Source organism: Bradyrhizobium sp. RDM12 (genome assembly GCF_051917485.1).
GTDB lineage: Bacteria > Pseudomonadota > Alphaproteobacteria > Rhizobiales > Xanthobacteraceae > Bradyrhizobium.
In genome coordinates, this window is sequence record NZ_CM133064.1 from 6,344,260 (window position 1) to 6,367,314 (window position 23,055).

Annotated in this window: 21 protein-coding genes and 5 pseudogenes; 18 read left to right on the forward strand and 8 right to left on the reverse strand. The window is 63.8% G+C overall.

Features of this window, described 5'->3' with window-relative positions:
* The first annotated feature begins 62 nt into the window (after positions 1 to 62).
* From oxc to ACTGJ9_RS31150, 3 genes are all read left to right on the forward strand, one after another.
* Entirely contained in the window at positions 63 to 1,796 is a 1,734-nt protein-coding gene (gene oxc, locus ACTGJ9_RS31140; RefSeq protein WP_456674169.1) for an oxalyl-CoA decarboxylase, read from the forward strand.
* 63 nt (positions 1,797 to 1,859) lie between these two features.
* A complete protein-coding gene (gene frc, locus ACTGJ9_RS31145; RefSeq protein ID WP_456674170.1) occupies positions 1,860 to 3,137 on the forward strand; it encodes a formyl-CoA transferase in 1,278 nt (425 codons plus the stop codon).
* 421 nt (positions 3,138 to 3,558) lie between these two features.
* Entirely contained in the window at positions 3,559 to 3,741 is a 183-nt protein-coding gene (locus tag ACTGJ9_RS31150) for a hypothetical protein (RefSeq protein WP_456674171.1), read from the forward strand.
* Positions 3,742 to 3,753: 12 nt separating this feature from the next.
* Here ACTGJ9_RS31150 and ACTGJ9_RS31155 read toward each other — a convergent pair.
* From ACTGJ9_RS31155 to ACTGJ9_RS31165, 3 genes and pseudogenes are all read right to left on the reverse strand, one after another.
* Positions 3,754 to 3,977: pseudogene (locus ACTGJ9_RS31155) on the reverse strand (hypothetical protein).
* A gap of 54 nt (positions 3,978 to 4,031) precedes the next feature.
* Positions 4,032 to 4,273: pseudogene (locus ACTGJ9_RS31160) on the reverse strand (transcriptional regulator).
* Between the two features lie 97 nt (positions 4,274 to 4,370).
* Entirely contained in the window at positions 4,371 to 4,580 is a 210-nt protein-coding gene (locus ACTGJ9_RS31165) for a cold-shock protein (RefSeq protein ID WP_148754659.1), read from the reverse strand.
* A 437-nt stretch (positions 4,581 to 5,017) separates the two neighbouring features.
* Here ACTGJ9_RS31165 and rpsU point away from each other — a divergent pair.
* A pseudogene (gene rpsU / locus ACTGJ9_RS31170) lies at positions 5,018 to 5,312 on the forward strand (30S ribosomal protein S21).
* 4 nt (positions 5,313 to 5,316) lie between these two features.
* Here the strand turns inward: rpsU and ACTGJ9_RS31175 are convergent.
* The gene (locus ACTGJ9_RS31175; protein ID WP_456674172.1) at positions 5,317 to 6,285 is read right to left on the reverse strand and encodes an alpha/beta hydrolase family protein; all 969 of its coding nucleotides are present in this window, start codon (positions 6,283 to 6,285) and stop codon (positions 5,317 to 5,319) included.
* Between the two features lie 589 nt (positions 6,286 to 6,874).
* Here ACTGJ9_RS31175 and ACTGJ9_RS31180 point away from each other — a divergent pair.
* Complete coding sequence (locus ACTGJ9_RS31180; protein WP_456674173.1) at positions 6,875 to 7,318, forward strand: SRPBCC family protein; 444 nt, start codon at positions 6,875 to 6,877, stop codon at positions 7,316 to 7,318.
* Between the two features lie 82 nt (positions 7,319 to 7,400).
* On the opposite strand, the gene ACTGJ9_RS31185 is transcribed toward ACTGJ9_RS31180, so the two are convergent.
* Positions 7,401 to 8,729: an Hsp70 family protein gene (locus ACTGJ9_RS31185; protein WP_456674174.1), complete on the reverse strand. Its 1,329-nt coding sequence runs from the start codon at positions 8,727 to 8,729 to the stop codon at positions 7,401 to 7,403.
* A 305-nt stretch (positions 8,730 to 9,034) separates the two neighbouring features.
* Between ACTGJ9_RS31185 and ACTGJ9_RS31190 the strand changes: the two genes are divergently transcribed.
* The 6 genes from ACTGJ9_RS31190 to ACTGJ9_RS31215 all read left to right on the forward strand — a co-directional run bounded on the left by ACTGJ9_RS31190 (position 9,035) and on the right by ACTGJ9_RS31215 (position 14,821).
* The gene (locus ACTGJ9_RS31190; RefSeq protein WP_164938782.1) at positions 9,035 to 9,172 is read left to right on the forward strand and encodes a hypothetical protein; all 138 of its coding nucleotides are present in this window, start codon (positions 9,035 to 9,037) and stop codon (positions 9,170 to 9,172) included.
* Between the two features lie 248 nt (positions 9,173 to 9,420).
* Entirely contained in the window at positions 9,421 to 10,710 is a 1,290-nt protein-coding gene (gene oxlT / locus ACTGJ9_RS31195; protein ID WP_456674175.1) for an oxalate/formate MFS antiporter, read from the forward strand.
* Positions 10,711 to 10,969: 259 nt separating this feature from the next.
* Complete coding sequence (gene oxlT / locus ACTGJ9_RS31200) at positions 10,970 to 12,292, forward strand: oxalate/formate MFS antiporter (RefSeq protein ID WP_456674176.1); 1,323 nt, start codon at positions 10,970 to 10,972, stop codon at positions 12,290 to 12,292.
* Positions 12,293 to 12,489: 197 nt separating this feature from the next.
* Positions 12,490 to 12,915, forward strand: a complete 426-nt coding sequence (locus ACTGJ9_RS31205) for a CBS domain-containing protein (protein WP_354084529.1) — start codon at positions 12,490 to 12,492, stop codon at positions 12,913 to 12,915.
* 101 nt (positions 12,916 to 13,016) lie between these two features.
* On the forward strand, positions 13,017 to 14,036 hold the full coding sequence (locus ACTGJ9_RS31210; RefSeq protein ID WP_456674177.1) for a 2-dehydropantoate 2-reductase: 1,020 nt from the start codon (positions 13,017 to 13,019) through the stop codon (positions 14,034 to 14,036).
* A gap of 11 nt (positions 14,037 to 14,047) precedes the next feature.
* Positions 14,048 to 14,821 carry a fumarylacetoacetate hydrolase family protein gene (locus ACTGJ9_RS31215; protein WP_456674178.1) on the forward strand — a complete coding sequence of 258 codons (774 nt, stop codon included), beginning with the start codon at positions 14,048 to 14,050 and terminating at the stop codon, positions 14,819 to 14,821.
* Positions 14,822 to 14,917: 96 nt separating this feature from the next.
* On the opposite strand, the gene ACTGJ9_RS31220 is transcribed toward ACTGJ9_RS31215, so the two are convergent.
* Entirely contained in the window at positions 14,918 to 15,361 is a 444-nt protein-coding gene (locus tag ACTGJ9_RS31220; protein ID WP_456674179.1) for a hypothetical protein, read from the reverse strand.
* On the opposite strand from ACTGJ9_RS31220, the gene ACTGJ9_RS31225 reads away from it, so the two are divergent.
* The 6 genes and pseudogenes from ACTGJ9_RS31225 to ACTGJ9_RS31250 all read left to right on the forward strand — a co-directional run bounded on the left by ACTGJ9_RS31225 (position 15,360) and on the right by ACTGJ9_RS31250 (position 19,767).
* Positions 15,360 to 16,355: a hypothetical protein gene (locus tag ACTGJ9_RS31225; protein WP_456674180.1), complete on the forward strand. Its 996-nt coding sequence runs from the start codon at positions 15,360 to 15,362 to the stop codon at positions 16,353 to 16,355. The genes ACTGJ9_RS31220 and ACTGJ9_RS31225 overlap by 2 nt on opposite strands.
* A gap of 55 nt (positions 16,356 to 16,410) precedes the next feature.
* Positions 16,411 to 16,746 (forward strand): hypothetical protein, encoded by a 336-nt coding sequence (locus ACTGJ9_RS31230; protein ID WP_456674181.1) that lies wholly within the window; start codon positions 16,411 to 16,413, stop codon positions 16,744 to 16,746.
* 64 nt (positions 16,747 to 16,810) lie between these two features.
* Positions 16,811 to 17,125: a hypothetical protein gene (locus tag ACTGJ9_RS31235; protein ID WP_456674182.1), complete on the forward strand. Its 315-nt coding sequence runs from the start codon at positions 16,811 to 16,813 to the stop codon at positions 17,123 to 17,125.
* A 167-nt stretch (positions 17,126 to 17,292) separates the two neighbouring features.
* Complete coding sequence (locus tag ACTGJ9_RS31240) at positions 17,293 to 17,496, forward strand: hypothetical protein (protein ID WP_148754708.1); 204 nt, start codon at positions 17,293 to 17,295, stop codon at positions 17,494 to 17,496.
* Positions 17,497 to 17,539: 43 nt separating this feature from the next.
* A pseudogene (locus ACTGJ9_RS31245) lies at positions 17,540 to 18,189 on the forward strand (hypothetical protein).
* 180 nt (positions 18,190 to 18,369) lie between these two features.
* On the forward strand, positions 18,370 to 19,767 hold the full coding sequence (locus tag ACTGJ9_RS31250; protein ID WP_456673068.1) for an IS1380 family transposase: 1,398 nt from the start codon (positions 18,370 to 18,372) through the stop codon (positions 19,765 to 19,767).
* 264 nt (positions 19,768 to 20,031) lie between these two features.
* Here ACTGJ9_RS31250 and ACTGJ9_RS31255 read toward each other — a convergent pair whose 3' ends face one another.
* Together ACTGJ9_RS31255 and ltrA are read right to left on the reverse strand one after the other, a co-directional pair.
* Positions 20,032 to 20,397: a group II intron maturase-specific domain-containing protein gene (locus ACTGJ9_RS31255; RefSeq protein WP_456678687.1), complete on the reverse strand. Its 366-nt coding sequence runs from the start codon at positions 20,395 to 20,397 to the stop codon at positions 20,032 to 20,034.
* Positions 20,385 to 21,407, reverse strand: coding sequence for a group II intron reverse transcriptase/maturase (gene ltrA, locus ACTGJ9_RS31260; RefSeq protein ID WP_456674183.1), 1,023 nt, complete (start codon positions 21,405 to 21,407; stop codon positions 20,385 to 20,387). The genes ACTGJ9_RS31255 and ltrA overlap by 13 nt, the downstream gene beginning before the upstream one ends.
* A gap of 638 nt (positions 21,408 to 22,045) precedes the next feature.
* Between ltrA and ACTGJ9_RS31265 the strand changes: the two are divergent.
* Positions 22,046 to 23,040: pseudogene (locus ACTGJ9_RS31265) on the forward strand (NAD(P)H-dependent flavin oxidoreductase).
* Positions 23,041 to 23,055 lie beyond the last annotated feature (15 nt).

Consider the following 23,055-nt stretch of genomic DNA (forward strand, 5'->3'; position numbering starts at 1 on the left):
CAACATTCACCAGAAGGGCGAAAAATTCGCCCCGTTATCTTGAGACCAGGGAGACAAGGCCCATGCTGAACACCGCGACCAAGTCCGAAGCACCGGGCACCGAGCAGGAACTGACGGATGGCTTCCATCTGGTCATCGACGCGCTCAAGCTGAACGGCATCAACACCATCTATAATGTGCCGGGCATCCCGATCACGGATTTGGGCCGCATGGCGCAGGCCGAAGGCATTCGCGTGATCTCCTTCCGCCACGAGCAGAACGCCGGCTACGCCGCAGGCATCGCGGGCTATCTCACGAGGAAGCCCGGCGTCTGCCTGACAGTGTCCGCGCCCGGCTTCCTCAACGGTCTCACCGCGCTCGCGCACGCCACCACCAATTGCTACCCGATGATCCTGGTCTCGGGCTCCTCCGAGCGCGAGATCGTCGACCTCCAGCAGGGCGACTACGAAGAGATGGACCAGCTCGCGATCGCCAAGCCGCTGTGCAAGGCGGCCTATCGCGTGCTGCATGCCCAGGATATCGGCATCGGTTTCGCCCGCGCCATCCGCGCAGCGGTCTCGGGTCGTCCGGGCGGCGTCTATCTCGATCTGCCGGCAAAGCTGTTCGGCCAGGTGATGAATGCCGAGGCCGGCCAGAAGTCGCTAGTCAAGGTGATCGATGCTGCGCCCGCGCAAATCCCCTCGCCCGCGTCGGTCAAGCGCGCGCTCGACGTGCTGAAGGCGGCAAAGCGTCCGCTCATCATCCTCGGCAAGGGCGCGGCCTACGCGCAGGCCGATGAGGAGATCAAGACCTTCGTCGAGAAAAGCGGCGTGCCGTTCCTGCCGATGAGCATGGCCAAGGGCCTGCTCCCGGACACCCATCCGCAATGCGCCGGTGCTGCGCGCTCCACGGTGCTGAAGGATTCCGACGTCGTCATGCTGATCGGCGCACGGCTGAACTGGCTGCTGTCGCACGGCAAGGGCAAGAGCTGGGGCGAATCCCCGAAGAAGTTCATCCAGGTCGACATCGAACCGAAGGAGATGGACTCCAACGTCGAGATCGTCGCGCCCGTCGTCGGCGACATCGGCTCGGTCGTGTCCGCCTTCAACCAGGCGCTTGCGTCGGGCTGGACCGCGCCGCCGGCCGAATGGACCAAGGCCATCGCGTCCAAGCGCGACGAGAACGTCGCCAAGATGGCGCCGAAGCTGATGAACAACAAATCGCCGATGGACTATCACGGCGCGCTCGGCGTGCTGAAGAACGTCATCAAGGATCACCCCGAGGCGATCCTCGTCAACGAAGGCGCCAACACGCTCGACCTCGCCCGCGGCGTCATCGACATGTACAAGCCGCGCAAGCGTCTCGACGTCGGCACCTGGGGTGTGATGGGCATCGGCATGGGCCAGGCGATCGCGGCCGCGCTGGAGACCGGCCATCCCGTGCTGGCGGTGGAAGGCGACAGCGCGTTCGGCTTCTCCGGCATGGAGGTCGAGACCATCTGCCGCTACAATTTGCCGATCTGCGTCGTCATCTTCAACAATGATGGCATCTATCGCGGCACCGACGTCAACAGCGTCAACGCGGATCCCGCGACGACCGTGTTCGTCAAGGGCGCCCGCTACGACAAGATGATGGAAGCCTTCGGCGGCGTCGGCGTGAATGCGACCTCGCCCGACGAGCTCAAGCGCGCCGTCAACGAGGCGATGGCTTCACGCAAGCCGACGCTCATCAACGCGGTGATCGACCCGGCCGCGGGCTCGGAGAGCGGCCGCATCGGCAATCTCAATCCGCAGAGCGTTCTGCAGAAGAAGAAGTAAGTCCACCCCTCAACCCTTTATTCCCTGTGGTTCGCAGGGGCAGACAGAGTACGGAGCAACATCATGACCAAAGCGCTCGAGGGCGTTCGCATTCTCGACTTCACCCACGTCCAGTCCGGACCGACCTGCACGCAGCTGCTCGCATGGTTCGGCGCCGACGTGATCAAGGTGGAACGTCCGGGCGTGGGTGACATCACCCGCGGCCAGCTGCAGGACATCCCGAACGTGGACAGCCTGTATTTCACCATGCTCAACCACAACAAGCGCTCGATCACGCTCGACACCAAGAACCCCAAGGGCAAGGAAGTCCTGACGGAGCTGATCAAGAAGTGCGACGTGCTGGTCGAGAACTTCGGCCCCGGCGTGCTCGACCGCATGGGCTTCCCCTGGGAGAAGATCCAGGCGATCAACCCGAAGATGATCGTCGCCTCGATCAAGGGCTTTGGTCCCGGACCATACGAAGACTGCAAGGTCTATGAGAACGTCGCGCAGTGCACCGGCGGCGCCGCCTCCACCACCGGCTTCCGCGACGGCCTGCCGCTCGTCACCGGCGCGCAGATCGGCGACAGCGGCACCGGCCTGCATCTCGCGCTCGGCATCGTCACCGCGCTCTATCAGCGCACCCATTCGGGCAAGGGCCAGAAGGTCACCGCCGCGATGCAGGACGGCGTGCTCAACCTCGCGCGCGTCAAGCTGCGCGACCAGCAGCGCCTCGCCCACGGTCCGCTCAAGGAGTACAGCCAGTTCGGCGAAGGCATTCCGTTCGGCGATGCCGTGCCGCGCGCCGGCAATGATTCCGGCGGCGGCCAGCCCGGCCGCATCCTGAAGTGCAAAGGCTGGGAGACCGATCCCAACGCCTACATCTACTTCATCACCCAGGCCCCGGTCTGGGAGAAGATCTGCGACGTGATCGGCGAGCCGACCTGGAAGACCGATCCGAACTACGCCAAGCCGGCTGCCCGCCTGCCGCGCCTGAACGAGATCTTCGCCCGCATCGAGCAGTGGACGATGACCAAGACCAAGTTCGAGGCGATGGAGATCCTCAACAAGGATGACATCCCCTGCGGTCCGATCCTGTCGATGAAGGAGATTGCAGAAGACCAGTCGCTGCGCGCGACCGGCACCGTGGTCGAGGTCGATCATCCGACCCGCGGCAAGTACATCTCGGTCGGCAACCCGATCAAGTTGTCGGACAGCCCAAGCGACGTGCAGCGCTCGCCGCTGCTCGGCGAGCACACCGACGAGATCCTGCGCAGCGTGCTCGGCTTCAGCGACCACCAGGTCGCCGATATCCACAAGTCCGGCGCACTCGACCCGCCGCAGAAGCAGGCCGCCGAGTAAGCGGCACCACATCGAGCGAGACGAAAGGGCCGCCCTTCGAGGCGGCCTTTTTTTGCGTCAGAAGGGCTGCATGGCCCCGCACGCAAACCAAAAGCCAAAAACAACCTCATGCACAGTAGCGAACCCCTCGGCCCGCAAAAGAAATTTCGTATTTTGCGAATTTTCTTTGACGCGTCGGGCAAAACAGGGTAGTATGTCATTATGCGAAAACTGAAGGTCGGCCTAGCGAAGGGCGCCTCGCCGCAGAGGCTCGCCACTGCGGCGCGCCAAGTTTTTCGAGGAACCAACGCGGCCCCCGTCAGTTGCTTATCTAGACCCGACTTCCCCGCTCCAAGGATGACGCGCTACTTCACCAGCCCGCGAACGCGGACCGGATGTCAGCGCATCGCGGAGCAGACACATTCAGACGATCGAGATCGACATGCTGAGAGATCAAACCTCTGATCGCGCCAAGCGTGAAGCCAACAAGGCGTTCAAGCCCGCCACAACGCCGAAGCCGATGAATGACTATGCGAAGGACCAGCGCTCCTTCAACGAGAACCGCGAGCGGCTGAAAGCGGAACGATTGGCGCGCGAGGCGCAGCCGAAAGGGCGTAAAGAATAGGATCGATGCGCGCTAGAGCATCGACAGCACGACGACGCCGTCCTCGAGCTCTCCAGATCCAGCCGCGTCCGCGCGATGCGTTCGAACTCGGTCCGGTATTTCTGAAGATAGCTGAAGGCCTGTTTCTGCGTCGCAAAGGTGGTCGCAAGCCGGCACAGCTGCCGCCCGGCGCCGTGCGCGAGAAAGAAGGTGATGGTGCCACCGCCGTCGGATTTGATTCTAGGCACGATCCGCACTCCCTGGCATGTGACCGGCCCTGTCCCGTCGTTCGGCAGCGATTTTGCCGTCGGCTATTGCGGCGGCTTTCTCTTGCGCTTGGTCGGGGTTGGGGCCGGCAACGACGCCTGCAGGGTAGCATCGGCGGCTTCCTTGGCTTCGCGGAGTTCGCGAAGCCGCGCCATGTTCTTGCGGAGGTCGACAGCCTGCTTTTCGGCGTCCAGCATTGCTTGGGCGCCTTCTTGGGCAGCCAAGCGTTGGCGATTGAGCGCGCGATGCTTTCGGGTGACGGTTCGGCCGATTTCCTGGCGCTCATCTTTCACCCTTTTGGCAACAGACAAAACCCGCTCAATCCAGGGATCGAGCGGGTCGCATGGCCGTTTCAGTACATCCGTGAAACGGCACTGGAGGACTTACGCCAGCGAGAGATTCTCAGCGCTGACTTTGCCCCGCATCTTGTCGGTCTTGGCCTCGAAGTTGACCTTTTGGCCCTCGGCGAGACCACCAAGACCAGCCCGTTCGACCGCGCTGATGTGAACGAACACATCGTTGCCGCCGTCGTCGGGCTGAATGAATCCAAAACCCTTCTGGCCGTTAAACCACTTCACAGTACCTGTTGCCATTTTTCTTCTCCAAAGAGCACACATGTGCATTCCGCGTGACGCTCACGCAGAACCGTTTCAATTCGTCGATGTCGATGGAAAAGGAGCCCGCGGGCGCATTCAACAAGGCACAGCGGCTGAACGAACAACCCTAAGGTATACCTCACCGTCGATATTAGCAAGACTACAGCTGGATTTAATCGCGGCCGCGGCTTTTTGGGGAACCTTTGCAGGTCTGGGGACCTGAACTCAAGTCGTCCAGCGCAAGGCGGACGAGCCTTCGCGAGCCCGGTTTGACATCCCCTGTCAGGTCGCGTCACATCGACCAAGGCACCCCGCGCAACCATGTCGGATCGACGTCATCGCGGAGCCGCCATATCCGCTTCCAATCATCCCTGCGCACGCGGCTGTCGCGCAGTCCTGGTCGACCAAGGCAGCCTCAACCAAGGGAGCCGCCGGTGCAGGTTTTTGTCCGCGACAACAATATCGATCAGGCTCTACGCGTATTGAAGAAAAAGGATGCAGCGCGAAGGCGTCTTCAGGGAGATGCGACGTGCGCGGTTCTACGAGAAGCCGTCGGAACAGGCCGCGCGGCGGAAATCCGAAGCGGTGCGGCGCATGAGGAAGCTGGCGCGGAAGCAGGCCATTCGCGACGGATTGATCGTGGTCAAGCCGAAGAAACGCATCGCAGACGGCGCAAGGCGCCCTGCGCAAGGAGCTGAAGCACCGGCCTCCCGCGGGATTCGCAGCTAAGCGCTCACCGATCTCCGCCAGCGCGCTGCTCGCGAAAGAACTTCACCACTGCTGCGTCGAACTCGCGGTGAAAAGCCGTTCGATCAAAGCCGTCAGGGTCGGAGCAAACCTGCGGCCTCAATGCCGCGAGCTCCGCCGTGCAGGGCGGCAGAAATGCGTAATGACCGGCCGGCACGACGTGAATGTCGAGATTGCCCGGCAGACTGCGGGTCACGCGCGCGACGCCCGCTGCGTCGACGCCCCCGCCGCCCAGTTCGGATCGCCAGACCAGCAGCGGGATTTTGATCCCGGCCAAACTCTCCTGGGTGAATAAAAAGCCCACGGCCGGATCCACGATCACAGCGGCCTTGATCCGTGGATCATGCGGCGGATCGGACGGAAACTCGCCAGCGCGCAGCTCCCCGCGGACCGCCGACTTGCTGTCCGGCTTACAAGCAAGCCGGCGAAAATCGGGCTCACCGCCGACGAGAACCAGTCCTGTAAAGCCGCCCAAGGAGAAACCGAAAAGACCGACCCTGGTGGGGTCGATCACGGCCCGATCCTTCCATTCGTTCAGCATGAAGTCGAGCAATCGGACCACCTGCGCCGGGCGCGACGCCCAGACAGACATCCCTCGCCCGGACATGTCATTTGTGTTGTTGCCGGGATGGTTGATCGCGGCGACGACAAAGCCTGCATTCACCAGCGCTTCGATGATGTCGAGGTGGAGTGCGAAGTAGCCGCTATTGCCATGAGAGAGAATGACCAGCGGCAGCTTGGTCCCCGTGACCGGACAGTCTTGAGCTCCGGCCAGCCAATCCACTGTGGGTACCGCAAGGCTGCCAAGCGCCACATGCGCCGGCTCCGCCGCGCAAGGGTACCAGATTGCGCCCGACAGCGCCGGATCGGATTGGAGAAGCTGAATGCCCGCGGCCTTCGCGAATGAGCCAAGGCAGCAGAGTGCGATGGCGAAAGCCCAAACAGTCCTGCGCAACGGACGCCCTCCTGATCTCGCGCGGAAGTTGAGCGGCCAACGATAGCGGAATTGTGGCTTCGATCCATCCAGAACTGCGATGAGATCAGGCTCGATGCGGCAACGAGTGCGATGCACTTCCTGCCGCTTGCGGGCAGGGCAATCGTATATGGCATTTTGCACGACCTGAGTGCGCGCTCGTCCTTCGAGACGACCGCTCCGCGGTCTCCTCAGGATGAGGCTAAGTGGCATCGTTGCTCGTCAAAACGACGGCCGCACACTCGGTCCTCATCCTGAGGGCCCGCCAACGGCGGGCGTCTCGAAGGATGGCCACAGGGGAATAGCTCCCATATGCGATAACCCTGCGCTTGCGGGGAGGGTTAGCGAGAGTGCCACAGCATGCAATCGCGCGCCCGCGCGGTCTGACCGGCCGCAAGTTCGACCAGCTGGGACCGTGAGAACACGTGCCGCTCGCAGAAACATGGGCAAAGCGGCGCGCGAAAAAATCTGCCGTCATCATGTCGGATCGGCGCCCCCTCGTTCGTCCTCAGGCCATGATTGGGCGATAGACCTCACCGTCGAGCCCGGCAATTCAAAGGGAAAAGCGACCATGTCCAGCACCGTACGCCTGCACCGCGTTCTCACGACCAGCCCGGACAAACTCTATCGCGCCTTCCTCGAGGCGGATGCGCTGGCGAAATGGCTTCCGCCCAACGGCTTCACCTGCACCGTGCATCATCTGGAGCCGAAGGTCGGAGGCACCTTTAGAATGTCGTTCCGGAATTTCACGACGGGCAACGGCCATGCCTTCGGCGGCGAATTTTTAGAGCTCGTCCCCGGCGAACGTCTCCGCTACACCGACAAGTTCGAGGATCCGAACCTGCCCGGCGAGATCCAGGTGACGGTGATGCTGAAGAAAGTCCTTGTCGGCACCGAGCTCGACATCACGCAGGCCGGCATTCCCGACGCGATCCCGCCGGAAGCCTGCTATCTCGGCTGGCAGGAATCGCTGCGCAATCTCGCGCATCTCGTCGAGCCCGAGATCAAGCAATAAGGGGCAGAGAGGATAGCTTTCCGCGGAATTCGCTCGTCATTGCGAGCGCGCCCCTCTCGTCATTGCTGCGCGACCGCGATACTTATGCGCCCTTCGACTTGAGCCCACCACCCGCCGTCCAGCGGTCCGGCTCGGGACTGTGTCCGATCAGCGCGAGCCCGTAGGCGATCGACTCGAACTGATCGCCCGACATCAGCCGCTCGTTGCCGAACCGGTCCGCGAACAATTTTCGAACCGCCGGCACGAACGAGGTGCCGCCGGTCAGGAACACCTTCTCCACCTCGCGCGCGGTGATGGCGGCTTCGCCCAGCACCTTGTCGACCGTGGCGCCCAGCCGGGCGATGTCGTCGGCAATCCAGGCGTCGAAATTCTTCCGCGTGATGGTCGAGCCGATCTCGACACCACCGCCCCTGAAGCGGAAGTCGACCTCGTCCTTGGCAGACAGCGCGATCTTGGCGTCCGACACCGCGCGGTACAGCGAGAATCCGAGATCGAGATCGACGATGGTGATGAAATCCTCGAGCAGCGCCGGCTGCAGTGCGGTGCGCGCAAGCTCCCGCAGTTCGCGCAGATCGCCGTTGCTCTTCATCAGCGCGAGCTGATGCCAGCGCGCGAGGTTGGTGTAGTGGCTGTTCGGGACCGGCAGCACCTTGTCGAACGAGCGGAAGCTCGAGCCTTTGCCGAGCCGCGGCGAGACGACGTGATCGACGATGCGATAATCGAACGTGTCGCCCGCAATGCCGATGCCGGCATGGCCAAGCGGCTCGGCGCGCAAGACGCCGCCGGCGCGCGAGAAACGCATCACCGAGAAGTCGCTGGTGCCGCCGCCGAAATCCGCAACCAGCACGGTGGCATCGCGCTCCAGCCGGCGGGCGAAGGAGAACGCCGCGCCCACGGGCTCATAGACGTAGCGCGCGTGACGGGCGCCGAGGCGCTCGAACGCGGCGCGATAGCGCTGCATGGCCAGATCATCGTCGGGATTGCCGCCGGCAAAGCGCACGGGCCGGCCGACCGTGATGTTGGCCGCCTCGAATCCGAACCTGTCGCCGCCATGGCGCGCCAGCGTGCGCAGGAACGCCGCCAGAATGTCCTCGAACTTGAAGCGCTGCCGGAACACCTGCGTGGTGTTGAAACTGGAGCTCGCCGCAAAGGTCTTGAACGACTGCAGGAAGCGGTAGACGTGGCGGCCTTCGAGAAACTGCTCGATGGCCCACGGACCGCCTTCGGCCTGGGCGCCCGCGCCCGGCCGATCCTCCCAGAAGCACAGCGCCGAGACGTAGGTGCTGTGGCGTTGCCCGCCATGGTCGAAGCGGATGGCCTCGACCCGGCGATCGTCCACCGCAAGCGCTACGACCGTATTGCTGGTTCCGAAATCGATGCCGATCGAGACGGCGGGCGAGGCGCTCGACATGAACCACTCTGCGGGATGATCGGGAAAGGGGGCGAACCACTAACCGTTTTGCACTGCGGTGCCAAGAGTCGACCAAGGGCGGGGTCAAGGCCGATCCGCAGTGACCCGAAGCCGCTTTCCTACCCATTTGAGCCCAAAACCGCGCATTTTGAGCCAGACCGGCACGCTTGACGAAGCATTATGTTGCAATGCGGCAGTTCGAATGCTGCTATGCAACGGCGTGTATAGACAGTGGCATCTGGTATACATAGATTGCCTTTCGAAATGAGACAGTACGACTGACTGTCTCGAGAAAGGAAATTCCGATGTCCAAGACCGCTTCCGTCGCGCTCGCGCCCTCCGCCTCGCTATTCGCCCGCTTCATGGCCGCCGTCGACCGCTTCCTGATGGCGAGCGCCGAGATCTCCAACCACAATGGCGATCTGCCCCGCTTTGGCCTGTAACGGTCGGGGCGAGACACGGCGCGTCGAATTGTCGCGGCGGTTGTAAAACCAGCGAACTCCTACTTTTGAAGAATGGCCCTGCTCTGCGGGGCCATTTCTATTTGGGAATCGGCACATTCGCGCAGCCTCGCAAACGAGGTTGCGTCATAAGCGCACAATGGGCCGGCGCGCGCTTGAAGATTGGCATAATGAATACAAGAATGCCGCCAACGCTCGCTCAAAAAAACAGAAGCGCTATTGGAGGATTCATGACGGACATGGTGCAGACAACAACGGCTCCCACCGCTGCACGCGTCAGCGATAGTTATCGCTGGGCGCAACTGGGAATCGGCGTAGCGGCCATGGTGATGATCGCCAATTACCAATATGGCTGGACGTTCTTCGTGCCCGACATCCAGAAGAAATTCGGTTGGGATCGTGCCTCGATCCAGTGGGCCTTTACTCTGTTTGTTTTGTTCGAGACCTGGCTGGTGCCGGTCGAAGGATGGTTTGTCGATAAATACGGTCCGCGCCTCGTCGTGCTCGTCGGCGGCGTGCTTTGCGCGATCGGCTGGGCGATCAACGCGCAAGCCACCACACTCAACGGCTACTATCTCGGCATGATCATCGCCGGCATCGGCGCCGGCGCCGTCTACGGCACCTGCGTCGGCAATGCACTGAAATGGTTTCCCGACAAGCGCGGTCTCGCCGCGGGCATCACCGCCGCCGGCTTCGGCGCGGGCTCCGCACTCACCGTCGCGCCGATCCAGGCCATGATCAAGGACTCCGGCTTCCAGAACACGTTCCTCTATTTCGGCCTCGGGCAAGGCATCATCATCTGCATTCTCGCCTTTTTCCTGCTGGCGCCGAAGCCGGGCCAGGTGCCTAGCGTGGTGGCGAATGCCGCGCTGGTGCAGTCGCGTCGCAACTACCAGCCGACCGAAGTTTTGCGCCAGCCGATCTTCTGGTTGATGTATTTCATGTTCGTGATCGTCGGCGCCGGCGGCTTGATGGTGACGGCGAATTTGAAGCCGATCGCGGTCGACTGGAAGGTCGACGCCGTGCCGGTCACGCTGATCGGCATGACCATGACCGCCGTGACGTTCGCAGCGACCATCGACCGCGTGCTCAACGGCCTGACGCGTCCGTTCTTCGGCTGGATCTCCGACATGATCGGCCGCGAGAACACGATGTTCATCGCCTTCGGCATGGAAGGCGTCGGCATCTGGATGCTCTATCTCTGGGGCCAGGATCCGGTCTGGTTCGTGATCCTGTCGGGCTTCGTGTTCTTCGCCTGGGGCGAGATCTACTCGCTGTTCCCCTCGACCTGCACCGACACGTTCGGCGCAAAGTTCGCCACCACCAATGCCGGCCTGCTCTACACCGCCAAGGGCACCGCCGCGTTGCTGGTGCCGCTCGCGAACTACGTGCAGCAGACCTCCGGCCACTGGGACAACGTGTTCATCCTCGCGGCCGGCGCCAACATCCTGGCCTCGCTGCTGGCGATCCTGGTGCTGAAACCCTGGCGCAAGGTCGTGGTCGCGCAATCGACCGTCTGAGCTCGTTCGCACACCACCATCTCGCGAACGACGCTCGGCCTCGCGGCCGGGCGTTTTCGTTTTGTGCGAAGCAGCAATTGTTGTCGGAGTTCGAACGGAACTGCGCACTTTCTTGGCGGCGCTTCGAAGATAGGGCTTGCATTCTGGAATATGGTATACCAAGCTTCGTGCCGCGCTTGCGACGATAAGACACAATGTTTGCGACATCAGGTCATCTTGGCAGTTGATGTCGACCAGACAGGCGCTTGGGAGGTTGTTGATGATGTCCAGCATGGACGGCGCCGTGACCGCTGCGCCCCTACGAACCGGTTTCCGTTGGCTCCAGCTCGCCATGGGCATCGTCTGCATGGCGATGATCGCGAACCTGCAATATGGCTGGACGCTGTTCGTCGATCCGATCGACGCCAAGTATCATTGGGGCCGCGCAGCGATCCAGCTCGCCTTCACCATCTTCGTCGTCACCGAGACATGGCTGGTGCCGATCGAGGCGTGGTTCGTCGACAAATACGGCCCGCGCATCGTCATCATGTTCGGCGGCGTGATGATCGCGCTGTCCTGGGTACTCAACTCCTACGCCGATAGCCTTCCCCTGCTCTATACCGCAGCCGTCGTCGGCGGCATGGGCGCGGGCGCGGTGTACGGCACCTGCGTCGGCAACGCGCTGAAATGGTTTCCCGATCGCCGCGGCCTCGCCGCCGGCGCGACGGCGGCCGGCTTCGGCGCGGGCGCGGCGCTCACCGTGGTGCCGATCGCGAGCATGATCGTGATGAGCGGCTATCAGCATGCGTTCCTGACCTTCGGCATCGGCCAGGGCGTGATCGTGTTCGTGCTCGCCTTCTTCATCCAGCCGCCGCGGATCTCGATCCCGCCGAAGAAGAAGCAGCTCAATCTGCCGCAGACCAAGATCGACTTCACCCCGCCGCAGGTGCTGCGCGCCCCTATTTTCTGGGTGATGTATCTCGTCTTCGTCATGGTCGCTTCCGGCGGCCTGATGACCGCGGCGCAGATCGCGCCGATCGCGCACGACTTCAAGATCGCCGACACGCCGGTCTCGCTCGCCGGCTTCCAGATGGCGGCGCTGACGTTCGCGATCTCGCTCGACCGCATCTTCGACGGCTTCGGCCGCCCGTTCTTCGGCTTTGTGTCCGACACGATCGGCCGCGAGCATACCATGTTCATCGCCTTCGGCACGGCGGCGCTGATGTTGTTGACGCTGTCGACCTATGGTCACGTTCCGATCGTGTTCGTGCTCGCCACCGCGGTTTACTTCGGCGTGTTCGGCGAGATCTACTCGCTGTTCCCCGCGACCTCCGGCGACACCTTCGGCTCGAAATATGCGACCACCAATAACGGCATGCTCTACACCGCGAAGGGCACCGCCTCCCTGCTCGTGCCGCTCGCAAGCGTGATCTCGGCCGCCTATGGCTGGAAGGCCGTGTTCGTGGTGGCGGTGGCGTTGAACGCGACGGCCGCGCTGATGGCGCTGTTCGTGATCAAGCCGATGCGCCGCTCCTTCATCCTGGGCAAGGAAGCCGAGAGCGACAGCACCGCAACGGCGAGTGCAAAGACCGAGACGGCGTAGCCGACCACGCGCCTGTCAGATCGGCCGAAGGGGCGCAGCGATGCGCCCCTTTTTCTTTGGCTCCTTATCTATCTTCTCTGGTGGCGACAAACGTCAGTATTGCTGCCGCAAGAATTTTCGGATCAGCCAAATCCAGCGCTTGACGATTGGCATTATGTATACCACACTTCCCTCATCGTTCACCCAGGGAGGTTGCAATGCTGGTCGGAGACATTCTGCGCAAGAAGACACCGCGCGTTGTCACGGTGCGAATGAACGAAACGGTGGGTATTGCCGCCAAGCTGATGCGGGCCAACAACATCAGCGCGCTGGTGGTGAAGGACGTGGTCCGCTCCGAAGGAAACACCGCGGTCGGCATGTTCACCGAGCGCGACGTGGTGCGTGCGGTCGCCGAGCACGGCGCCAATGCCGTCAACGTCAAGGTCTCGCAGCTGGTCTCGGTCCAGCAGCTGGTCTCCTGCACCTCCTCGGACACGATCGAGCACGTCAGGCATCTGATGAACCGGAATCACATCCGGCACCTGCCCGTGATCGACGATTACAGCCTCGTCTCCGTCATCAGCATGCGCGACATCGCGGCTGCCGTTGACGAGGCGACCAACAGCACGTCGCAAGCAGCCTAAGCCGCAACCATTCTTCCCCTGCGACTACCGGCCCCGGCTCGGACAACTCCGAGCCGGACCGGATCTTTCGTCCCAAATTCCGGTACTCCCGCGAGGATTTCATGAAGATCTGCATCTACGGCGCCGGCGCGATCGGCGGATATCTCGGCGTGCAGCTGGCGCGCGCAGGCGCCGATGTCAGCCTGATCGCGCGTGGCGCGCACCTCGCCGCGATGCGCGAGCACGGCCTGACGCTGCTCGCCGGCGAGGAGAAGCACACCGTCCATCCCCGCTGCACCGACAACGCGGCCGAGCTCGGCGAGCAGGACTACGTCATCGTCACGCTGAAGGCGCATTCGATCACCGGCGTGATCGAGAAGATGCAGCCGCTGCTCGGGCCGCACACCCGTATCGTCACCGCGGTCAACGGCATCCCCTATTGGTACTTCCACAAGCACGGCGGCGAGTACGAGAATTCGACGCTGGAGAGCATCGATCCCGGCGGGCGGCAATGGCGCGAGCTGGGGGCCGAGCGCGCGATCGGCTGCATCGTCTATCCCGCCACCGAGATCGAGGCGCCCGGCGTGATCCGTCACGTCTACGGCAACAATTTTCCGCTCGGCGAGCCCTCCGGCGAGATCACGTCGGACGTGCAGCGGCTCGCCGACCTCTTCGTCGCCGCCGGCCTGAGGGCACCGGTGCTCGATCGCATCCGCGACGAGATCTGGCTGAAGCTCTGGGGCAATGTCTGCTTCAACCCGATCAGCGCATTGACCCACGCCACGCTCGACGTGATTTGCACCGATCCGTCCACGCGAGCGCTGTCGCGCGCGATCATGATGGAAACGCAAGCGATCGCCGAAACCTTCGGCGTCAAATTCCGCGTCGATGTCGAGCGCCGCATCGAAGGCGCCCGCAAGGTCGGCGCGCACAAGACCTCGATGCTGCAGGATCTCGAGCGCGGCCGTCCGATGGAGATCGACCCGCTCGTCACCGTGGTGCAGGAGATGGGCCGCCTGACCCGGATCCCGACGCCGGCGCTGGACTCGGTGCTGGCGATGGTGACCCAGCGCGCCCGCGTCGCCGGCCTCTATGACGGCGTCTCCGCGCCATCAGATCCTCGCGCACTGGCGGTGGCGTGATGAAGGGCGAGATGAAACACTGGCTGCGCTTCCGCCACGCCGGCACCACCGGCTTCGGCACGCTGACCGCATCTGATATCAGCGTGCATGACGGTGAGATGTTCGGCCGCAACACAGCCACCGGCAAGACGCTTGCGCTGTCGGAGGTCGAGCTACTCGCGCCCTGCGCGCCCAGCAAGATCGTCGCGCTCTGGAATAATTTTCACGCGCTCGCCGCCAAGCTCAACCAGCCCGAGCCGCCGGAGCCGCTCTATCTCCTCAAGGCCACCACCACGATCACGACGCCAGGGGCCGTGATCCGCCGCCCCTCTTATTACGACGGCAAGACCACCTATGAAGGCGAGCTCGGCATCGTCATCGGCAAGACCTGCGCCCGCGTCTCGCCCGATGAGGCGGATGGTTTCATCTTCGGCTACACCTGCGTCAACGACATCACCGCCAACGACATCCTGACCAGCGATCCCACCTTCCCGCAATGGGCCCGCGCCAAGGGCATCGACGATTACGGCCCGTTTGGCCCGGTGATCGCGACCGGCCTCGATCCGGCAAAGCTCACCGTGCGCACCATCCTCAACGGCGCGGAGCGGCAGAACTATCCGATCGCGGACATGATCTTCAGCGCGCAAGCCCTCGTCAGCAAGATCTCCCACGACATGACCCTGCTCCCGGGCGACCTCATCGCGGTCGGCACCTCGGTCGGCGTCGGCGTGATGAAGGAGCCGGTGAACACCGTGACGGTGGCGATCGACGGGATCGGCGAGCTGACCAACGAGTTTCGGCTGTAGCCCGCCATCCGACTGCACGGCCAACGCAACCAACCGTGGATTGCACCCCCGGAGAGGTCCCGCGCCCTTGATCTCGGTTCCGCTCTCCAATAGCAATCATGGCGAGATTGTGCCGGCGTGAGGGGCGTCGCGATGTGGCTGTTTTTCCTGGTTGCCTGGGTTGTCCTGCTCGCCGCCACAGCGTTTCTCGCCCCGGAGGCGTTTGGTTACGACATCACCCATTTGCCCGCCGCGTTTGCCGCCCTGCCGATGCCGCAGCGCATCGCAGCCGGCGCGCTTCTGGTAGCCGGGCTGGCGCTGATCGGCGCCTCGGCCTGGCGGCTCTCGCGTCAGGACCGGCGCCTCGACACGCTGCGCGACCGCCTCAAGAAGACCCGGGAAGACGTCGTCGTCGCCCACGCCCTGCAAAATCACCTCGATACCACCGTCCAGCACCTGATCGAGAGCGATCCCGGGGAAGCCGTCTCCGCCCTTCACGACAAGCTCGGCGAGACCGAGCAGCGCGCTGCTGCAGCAGACCCGCAACCAGTCCACCGACATGCACGATCAGCTCGCCGAGATCCGCCGCCGCCAGCAGGGCTTGCGCGAGATCGTCGGCAAGGTCGCCGACCAGCGCCGCGCGATCGAGCCTGTCTTCACCGAGATACGCGACCGCCAGAACCAGCTCGAACGCGCGCTCCTCGACCTCGAAACCGACGACCGCAAGAACAAGCTCGCCGACCGTCTGAAGGACATCGCCTGCGACGTATCCACGCTGCTCGGCCGGGTCAACGCGGTGCAGGACACGTTTGCGACGCTCAACCAGTACAAGGAAGACCTGGCGAAATCCCATGCCGAGCTGGCGCCGCTGCGATCGTCCGACGCCGGCATCAACGCCCTGATCGGCGAGCTCAGCCTCAGCCATGACCACCTCGCCAAGAGTGTCGACGAAATCGAGACTGGCGAGGCGCCGCTCAGCGCTCGCGTCGAGACGCTGTCGAGGAACAAGATCGAGATCGAGCAGCGCCTGGCCCGGGTCGACGACAACGCCAACATCCTGAAAGCGATCCGGCTCGATTTCGAGGAGCTCGGCCAGCGCCGGGCCCAGCTCGAACGCTCGCTCGGTGAGATCGAGACCGATCCCGACGGCAAGACGCTCGTCGACCGCCAGAACGCGCTGAACGATTTTGTCCTCCAGTCCCGCCAGCGCCTCGGCGCCTTGCAGGAGACGCTGGCCACGCTCAACGCCTTCAAGGCGGAGCTGGCGAAGTCGCAATCCGATCTCGTTCCCCTGAAGGCGCCGGTGTTCGGCATCGAGGCCATGATCGCCGACGTCGGCACCACCCGCGATCTCCTCGCCAAAACCGTCGGCGAGATCGAGGCCAGCGGCGACATCACCCTCACCTCGCGGGTCGATGCGCTGACGAAGAGCAAGCGCGAGGTCGAAGATCGCCTCGCCCGCATCTTCGAGAATTTCAACGCGCTCGATGCGCTGCGCAAGGACATCGGCGGCATCTTCTCGACCATCCGCAACAGCCTGAACCGGATCGGGTGAAGGCGAACGACGGGCCGGTTCGAACCGCGATCGACCTGCCTGCGACCAATCGCAAATGCGCTTCATTCTGGGTCTCGTGTCTGCCCTGCTCGGCGCGCTCGCCGGCTGGTCCGGTCTTGCCGCGCTGGTCGTCATGCTGGCGGGGCCGGACCGCGATGGCGGCAACGCCATGGGAGCCTTCTTCGACATCGGCCCGATCGGCGGCGTGGCCGGCCTGATCGCCGGCATCTGGCTGTTCGTGCGCTTCGGCCTGGTTCGGGACGCAACGCCACAGCCGCCTGCGGACACCTCCGATGCCCGGCCTGCCCGCACCACGCGGCTCTCGTTCCCTTTGCCGCCACCGTTCTGCTCATCGCGGCCATCCTTGGCTATTGGGGATGGTACGAATTGATCTGCTCACCCAATCTCAGCTCCGGCTTCATGACGCTGCGGATCGAGTTTCGGCTTCCCCCGGCATGACCTTGCCGGACAAGGAGGAGGACGTGCACATCGAGGTCGAGGAAGCGAAGGGCTATGCCGACGCCATATTGCCGGCAAACTGGCGCGCGCATGACGGTGACCGTAAGGCGATCATTTCCACGGCCTTGCTGATGTACAAGACGCGGCACCGCGCCGTCAGCCTGACGCTTCCCGGCGTGCCGACGCAGCACTGGCCGATCGATCTCGGTTCCGACCCGGATCCCACGCCCGGCTTTTCGCCCTGGCGCCTTGCGAGCGAACCGTCGCAAGCCAAGATCGAGATGCATTTCCGCCTCAGCGCGGACCGCTGAAAAGCGCGCGGGACGCCGAAACATTTCGACACATCACATCTCGGCGCGCGCGATCAATGCCGCCAACAAGTCGCGGAGGTGCCGCACTGTGGTCGCATTCGGCCGCCCTTGTGTGGGCGTGTCTGGGGGCACGGCTCTGCCGTGTTTGGACCAAACCTGCTAGGGGTATGACTGTGAAGAAGATTGTATTTGTTCTGGGTGCGACGCTTGCTCTGGTGACGGCTGCAAACGCTGCGGATCTGCCGCGCCGCCAGCCCGTGCCTGTCTATCCGGCCGAGCAGGCTCCGATCGGCAAGATGCCGATCGGCAAGAGCCCGATTGGCAAGGCCCCGATCGGCAAGGCGCCTGGCCCGGTCGCCGCGCGCTACTGAGCCGCAAAACCTGCGCAGGCGGCCGACAGCCGAGGGGCACAGCGTGACGAACAAACCTGATCGATCGGGATCCTGCATCGTTGCAGGTCTCGCGCTTGCGGCCATGACCGCATGCATGATGCCATCGGCCTCGGCCCACGAAGCGAACAAGCGCGTTGCCGATGCCAATGCGCTTGCGACGACCGACTCCTCATCGCGACAGGCGCCGCAATCGACGCGGCGACCCGTCGCGCATGCAGAGAAAGGTCCGTACTACGTCGACTTCCGCGCGCGGACGGCGGCGAGCTGGGGCCATGCCTTCGTCTGGTACGGTAAGACCAGCGAGCGCGCCGTCGAGGTTGCGGGGCTCACGCCCAAGGGCGACACCTGGAGCTACGTGCTCGGTCACCTCACCTGGGTGCCATCCGAGACCGGCGCGAGCTATGGCGACCTCGATCCCGAATATCTGACGGCGAGCTATCGCGTCTATCTGAACGAGGCCGACGCCAAACGCGTCTTCGCCTATATCAAGAAATTGCAAGCGAGCTCGCCGGTCTGGAACGCCGAGACCACCAACTGCACCGGCTTCATCGGCGACATCGCCGAGTATATGGGACTGAAGGTCCCTATCGCTGGCAGCGCCCGGAAAACTTCGTCAACAGCCTGAAAGACATGAACGGCGGCCGCCAGATGGTGCGGCTGTCGGCGGAATAGCTGAAGCGCTCTCACTGTCATTGCGCGCCTTGTGCGCGCTTGCGCACTGGGGCGGGCAATCCACTATTTCAGAGACAGCGAGGCTAGCCCGCATTTCTCACAGTGTTGAGGCGCATCGGGGCGCAATCAGCGAAAGTTCTTTTGCGAGAAGGACTTCGCGGTGATTCAAGGAATGCCCCGATGCCGGCACAGTGTAGCGCAGAACGGTTTGATTTTGGAGAGGTGGAAGGCCGCATCGTGGAAGCGGCTTTTGATGGTGGCCTGGTGACGTCGGATGCGGGCGCGCTGCTGCTGGGCGCGTCTGATCGGGCGATTGATCTGGTGGGGCGCTTTGCCGATTGCTTTCGCGATCATCGCCGGGTGGACTTGATCGAGCACGCAGTCGGAACGTTGGTCGGACAGCGGGTCTTTGGCATCGCACTTGGCTACGAAGACATCAACGATCACGACGAGTTGCGGCACGACCCGCTGATGGCGGTGCTGGCGGGCAAGCTTGTTGCCAGGCGCGAGGACTGCGCACCGGTGGCCGGCAAGTCGACGCTGAACCGGCTGGAACTGGGCCGGGAGGAACCTTCGCGCTATCACAAGATCGCCTACGACGCGGCGGCGATCGAGGCGTTGCCGGTGACGCTGTTCCTGGAGGCGCACAAGCGACCGCCGCCGCAGATCATCCTCGATCTCGACGCCACCGACGATCCTCTGCACGGGCATCAGGAGGGGCGCTTCTTCCACGGCTATTACGACTGCTACTGCTATCTGCCGCTGTACGTGTTCTGCGGCCGGCATCTGCTGGCGGCCAAGCTGCGGCGCGCCGACATCGATGCCAGCGCAGGCAGTGTCGCGGAGATCGCGCGGATTGTCCGGCAAATCCGCGCCCGCTGGCCGTTCGTGCGCATCGTGCTGCGCGCCGACAGTGGCTTTGCGCGCGAGGCGCTGATGGCGTGGTGTGAGCAAAACCGCGTGGATTATCTGTTCGGGCTCGCCCGCAACACGCGCCTGGTCGCCATGATCGAGGAGGAGCTCGCCGCGGCGAGAGCCACAGCCGAGACGACCGGCCAACCGGCACGCCGCTTCAAGGACTTCCAATGGCGTACGCGCGACACCTGGAGCCAGGAGCGCCGCGTCGTCGCCAAGGCGGAGTGGACGCAAGGCGAGGCCAATCCGCGCTTCGTCGTCACCTCGCTCAAGCGCAGCGCGGCGGGCGTGCGGCAGCTCTATGAGGACATCTACTGCGCCCGCGGCGACATGGAGAACCGCATCAAGGAGTGCCAACTCGATCTCTACGCCGACCGCACCTCGGCCGCCACCATGCGCGCCAACCAGCTGCGGCTGTGGTTCGCCTCGATGGCCTATGTGCTGATCTGTGCCCTGCGGCGCATCGGCCTTGCCGAAACCACTTTTGCGGACGCCACCTGCGGCACCATCCGCCTCAAGCTCCTCAAGATCGGCGCACTGGTGCGCATCAGCGTCCGCCGCATCAGGATCGCCATGGCCTCGGCCTGCCCAGCCGCTCAGCCGTGGGGACACGCGGCTCGTCGCCTGGCCGAAGCCGCCAAGGCTCGCGCCTCGCCGGCCTGACACGCGACGCTGCGACGCGCTCAATCGGCGGCATCACCAACAGGCCCAACGGAGACATTCAAAACCAAATCGCCGGCTGCGCCTTCAGCGCCACGGCTCCCCGTTGCCTTGCCAAATCCTCCTATCCTCCGTCGCTGAGCAATCGGTCGTGTGAGAAATGCGGGCTAGAACCGAGAAGCCGCGGGGATCGGGATAGGGGAGTCTCGCGACCTCCTCCTCCCACACCACCGTACGTACGGGTCTCGTATACGGCGGTTCGATGGATTATGCGGGCCGCTGTGCCGCGATGGAAGCCAGACCGAGCGAACCGAAGAGAGCTTTTGGCACGGCAATGTTGAGCGCGGGGCTGTTGCTGAGCCGCCAAGGGCCACGTGGGCTGCCGGCGGTCTTTGCCGCCAGAACCCGGCCGACGCCGCGGCGTCGCAGCTCGGCGAAGCGAGCCGGTCCACGCTTCCACTGCTTCCAGGCGATGGCGCGCAACCGCCGCCTGATCCATTCGTCAAGTGCGCGCATCACCGACGGCGTCTGGCAGAAGCCAAAGTAGCCACGCCATCCGATCAGATAGCGTGACAGCTCCTTGACAGTCTGCGCAAGGCTTTGGCCACACGTGCGTCGCGTCAGCTCCCGAATCTCGCCTTGAAGCGGGCGATCGCCTGCGGCGCAATGCGCCGTCGTGGCAGCGGCTCGCGGGTAAAGCTGAAGCCCAGGAACTTGCGGATGCTCGGCTTGGCCACCGCACTCTTGGCCCTGTTGACCTTCAGCTTGAGGCGCTTTTCGAGGAAACGTTCGATGCCCGCCAGCACCCGCTCACCCGCCTTCTGACTGCGCACATAGATGTTGCAGTCGTCGGCGTAGCGCACGAAGCGATGGCCGCGCTTCTCCAGCTCCTTGTCCAGCACATCCAGCATCAGGTTCGACAACAGCGGCGAGAGCGGTCCACCTTGCGGCGTGCCCTCTTCCGTCGGACTGACCAATCCTCCCTCCAGCACACCCGCATTCAAGAAGCTGCGGATGAGCTTCAGGAGACGCTTGTCAGCAACCCGTTTGGCAATGAGCCCCATCAGGATGTCGTGGTTGACCCGGTCGAAGAACTTCTCCAGGTCGATGTCCACGACGACAGTGTGCCCGGACGCAATATACGCCTGCGCTCGTTCCACCGCCTGATGCGCCGAGCGGCCCGGCCGAAAGCCGAAGCTCGTCTCGGAGAATGTTCCGTCCCAATCCGCCTGCAGCACCTGCATCACCGCCTGCTGAATGAAGCGGTCGAGCACCGTCGGAATGCCGAGCGGCCGCAGGCCACCCGACGCCTTCGGTATCTCCGCCCGCCGCACCGGCTGCGGTTTGTAGGTGCCGTCAAGCAACTGGACGCGGATCGTGAGCCAGTGCTCCTTCAGATAGGCCGGCAGTTCGCCGACGGTCATCCCGTCAACGCCTGCCGCACCCTTATTGCGCTTCACTCGCGCCAACGCTGCCTTCAGGTTCTCACGCCCGACAACGTCTTCCATCGACGGTCCCGCGACCGCCGGGCGTTCGAGACAGGCTTCCGCCGTGCAGGCTTCAGGCTCTCGGGCGGCAGCGCTTCGGGCTTCACCCTCCGCCCCGGTGCCCAAGTTCAGCTCGACCTGATTCTTCTGCCGCATGGCTCGCACGAGATCGCCGCTCTACTGGCCTCTTCCACCGTTCAGGCCTTCGGCGGCGCGCCGCCGCCTACTATGCCCTCTGCTGACTTCTGCACTGCGGTCAGGCCGCCTTGCGGCGACCTCAGTCCCGTTGCCGGGACACCGTGCAGACCTCCCGAGGTAAGATCGACCGCCTTCGCCGCACGCCCGCCGGATCTACCACCCCGGCCCTTGATGACTATGGACTTCGCGATCAGTAGCTCGCTCGTCCGGTCGGGTAGGCCTCGTTATCCGGTGTTTGTTCATCGGGCCGCGGCTTTGCTCCACGCTGTCTTCAGACCCCACCTCGCGATGACGCCCTTGCGCTTTGCTAATCCTTCGCCGTCATCAGGCTGGATAGAGGACTTCCACCTCCAAGCTGTCGTTCATACTCGGCACACTACTGGATACCCCGCCTTCGCGGGGTATGACGACGGAGTGCGAGGAAAGCCCATGGGCAGCGGCGCGCCCCAATTATCCGCCCGACGGAATCACCCTCACTCGCCGCATGACGCCCCGCCCTTACCGCAGGCCGGCGGAATAGACTTTTCCCGACCCGGACGGCATCCTCCCGCCATCAACGGAAAACAGAGCCTGCCAAGCAGGCGGGGGAAACAGAGATGCTGCAGACACGGTTCACCAAACTCGTCGGCGTCGAGCACCCGATCGTCCAGGGCGGCATGCAATGGGTCGGGCGGGCCGAATTGGTTGCGGCCGTCGCCAACGCGGGCGCGCTCGGCTTCATCACGGCGCTGACCCAGCCGACACCGGAGGACCTGACCAGGGAGATCGCGCGCTGCCGCGACCTCACCGACAAGCCGTTTGGCGTCAACCTCACCATCCTGCCGGCGATCAAGCCGCCGCCTTATGCCGAATACCGCGCCGCCATCATCGAAGCCGGCATCACCGTGGTCGAGACCGCCGGCAACAAGCCGCAGGAGCATGTCGACGAGTTCAAAAAGCACGGCGTCAAGGTCGTGCATAAATGCACCAGCGTCCGCCACGCGCTGTCGGCCGAGCGCATGGGAGTCGACGCCATCTCGATCGACGGGTTCGAATGCGCCGGCCATCCCGGCGAGGACGACACCCTGGGCTGATCCTGATCCCGGCCGCCGCCAACAAGGTCAAGATCCCGATGATCGCCTCCGGCGGCTTTGGCGACGGCCGCGGCCTCGTGGCCGCCCTGGCGCTCGGAGCCGAGGGCATCAACATGGGCACCCGCTTCATGGCCACCAAGGAGAGCCCGATCCACCAGCTCATCAAGGAGAAGATCGTCGCCAATGACGAGCGCGAGACCGAGCTGATCTTCCGCACCATGCGCAACACCTCGCGCGTCGCCAGGAATGAGATATCGACCAAGGTCGTCGCCATGGAGAAGGAAGGCGCCAGGTTCGAGGACATCCGCGAGCTCGTCGCCGGCGCCCGCGGCAAGATGGTCTACGCGACAGGCAATTCGGACGAAGGCATTTGGTCGGCGGGCCAGGTACAGGGCCTGATCCAGGACATTCCGAGCTGCGGCGAGCTCATCTCGCGCATCGTGCGCGAGGCCGAGGCGATCATTCGCAGCCGGCTCGAAAGCATGATCGCTCATCCAAACGCGCAAGCCGCGGAATAATCACTGCAACAAGCG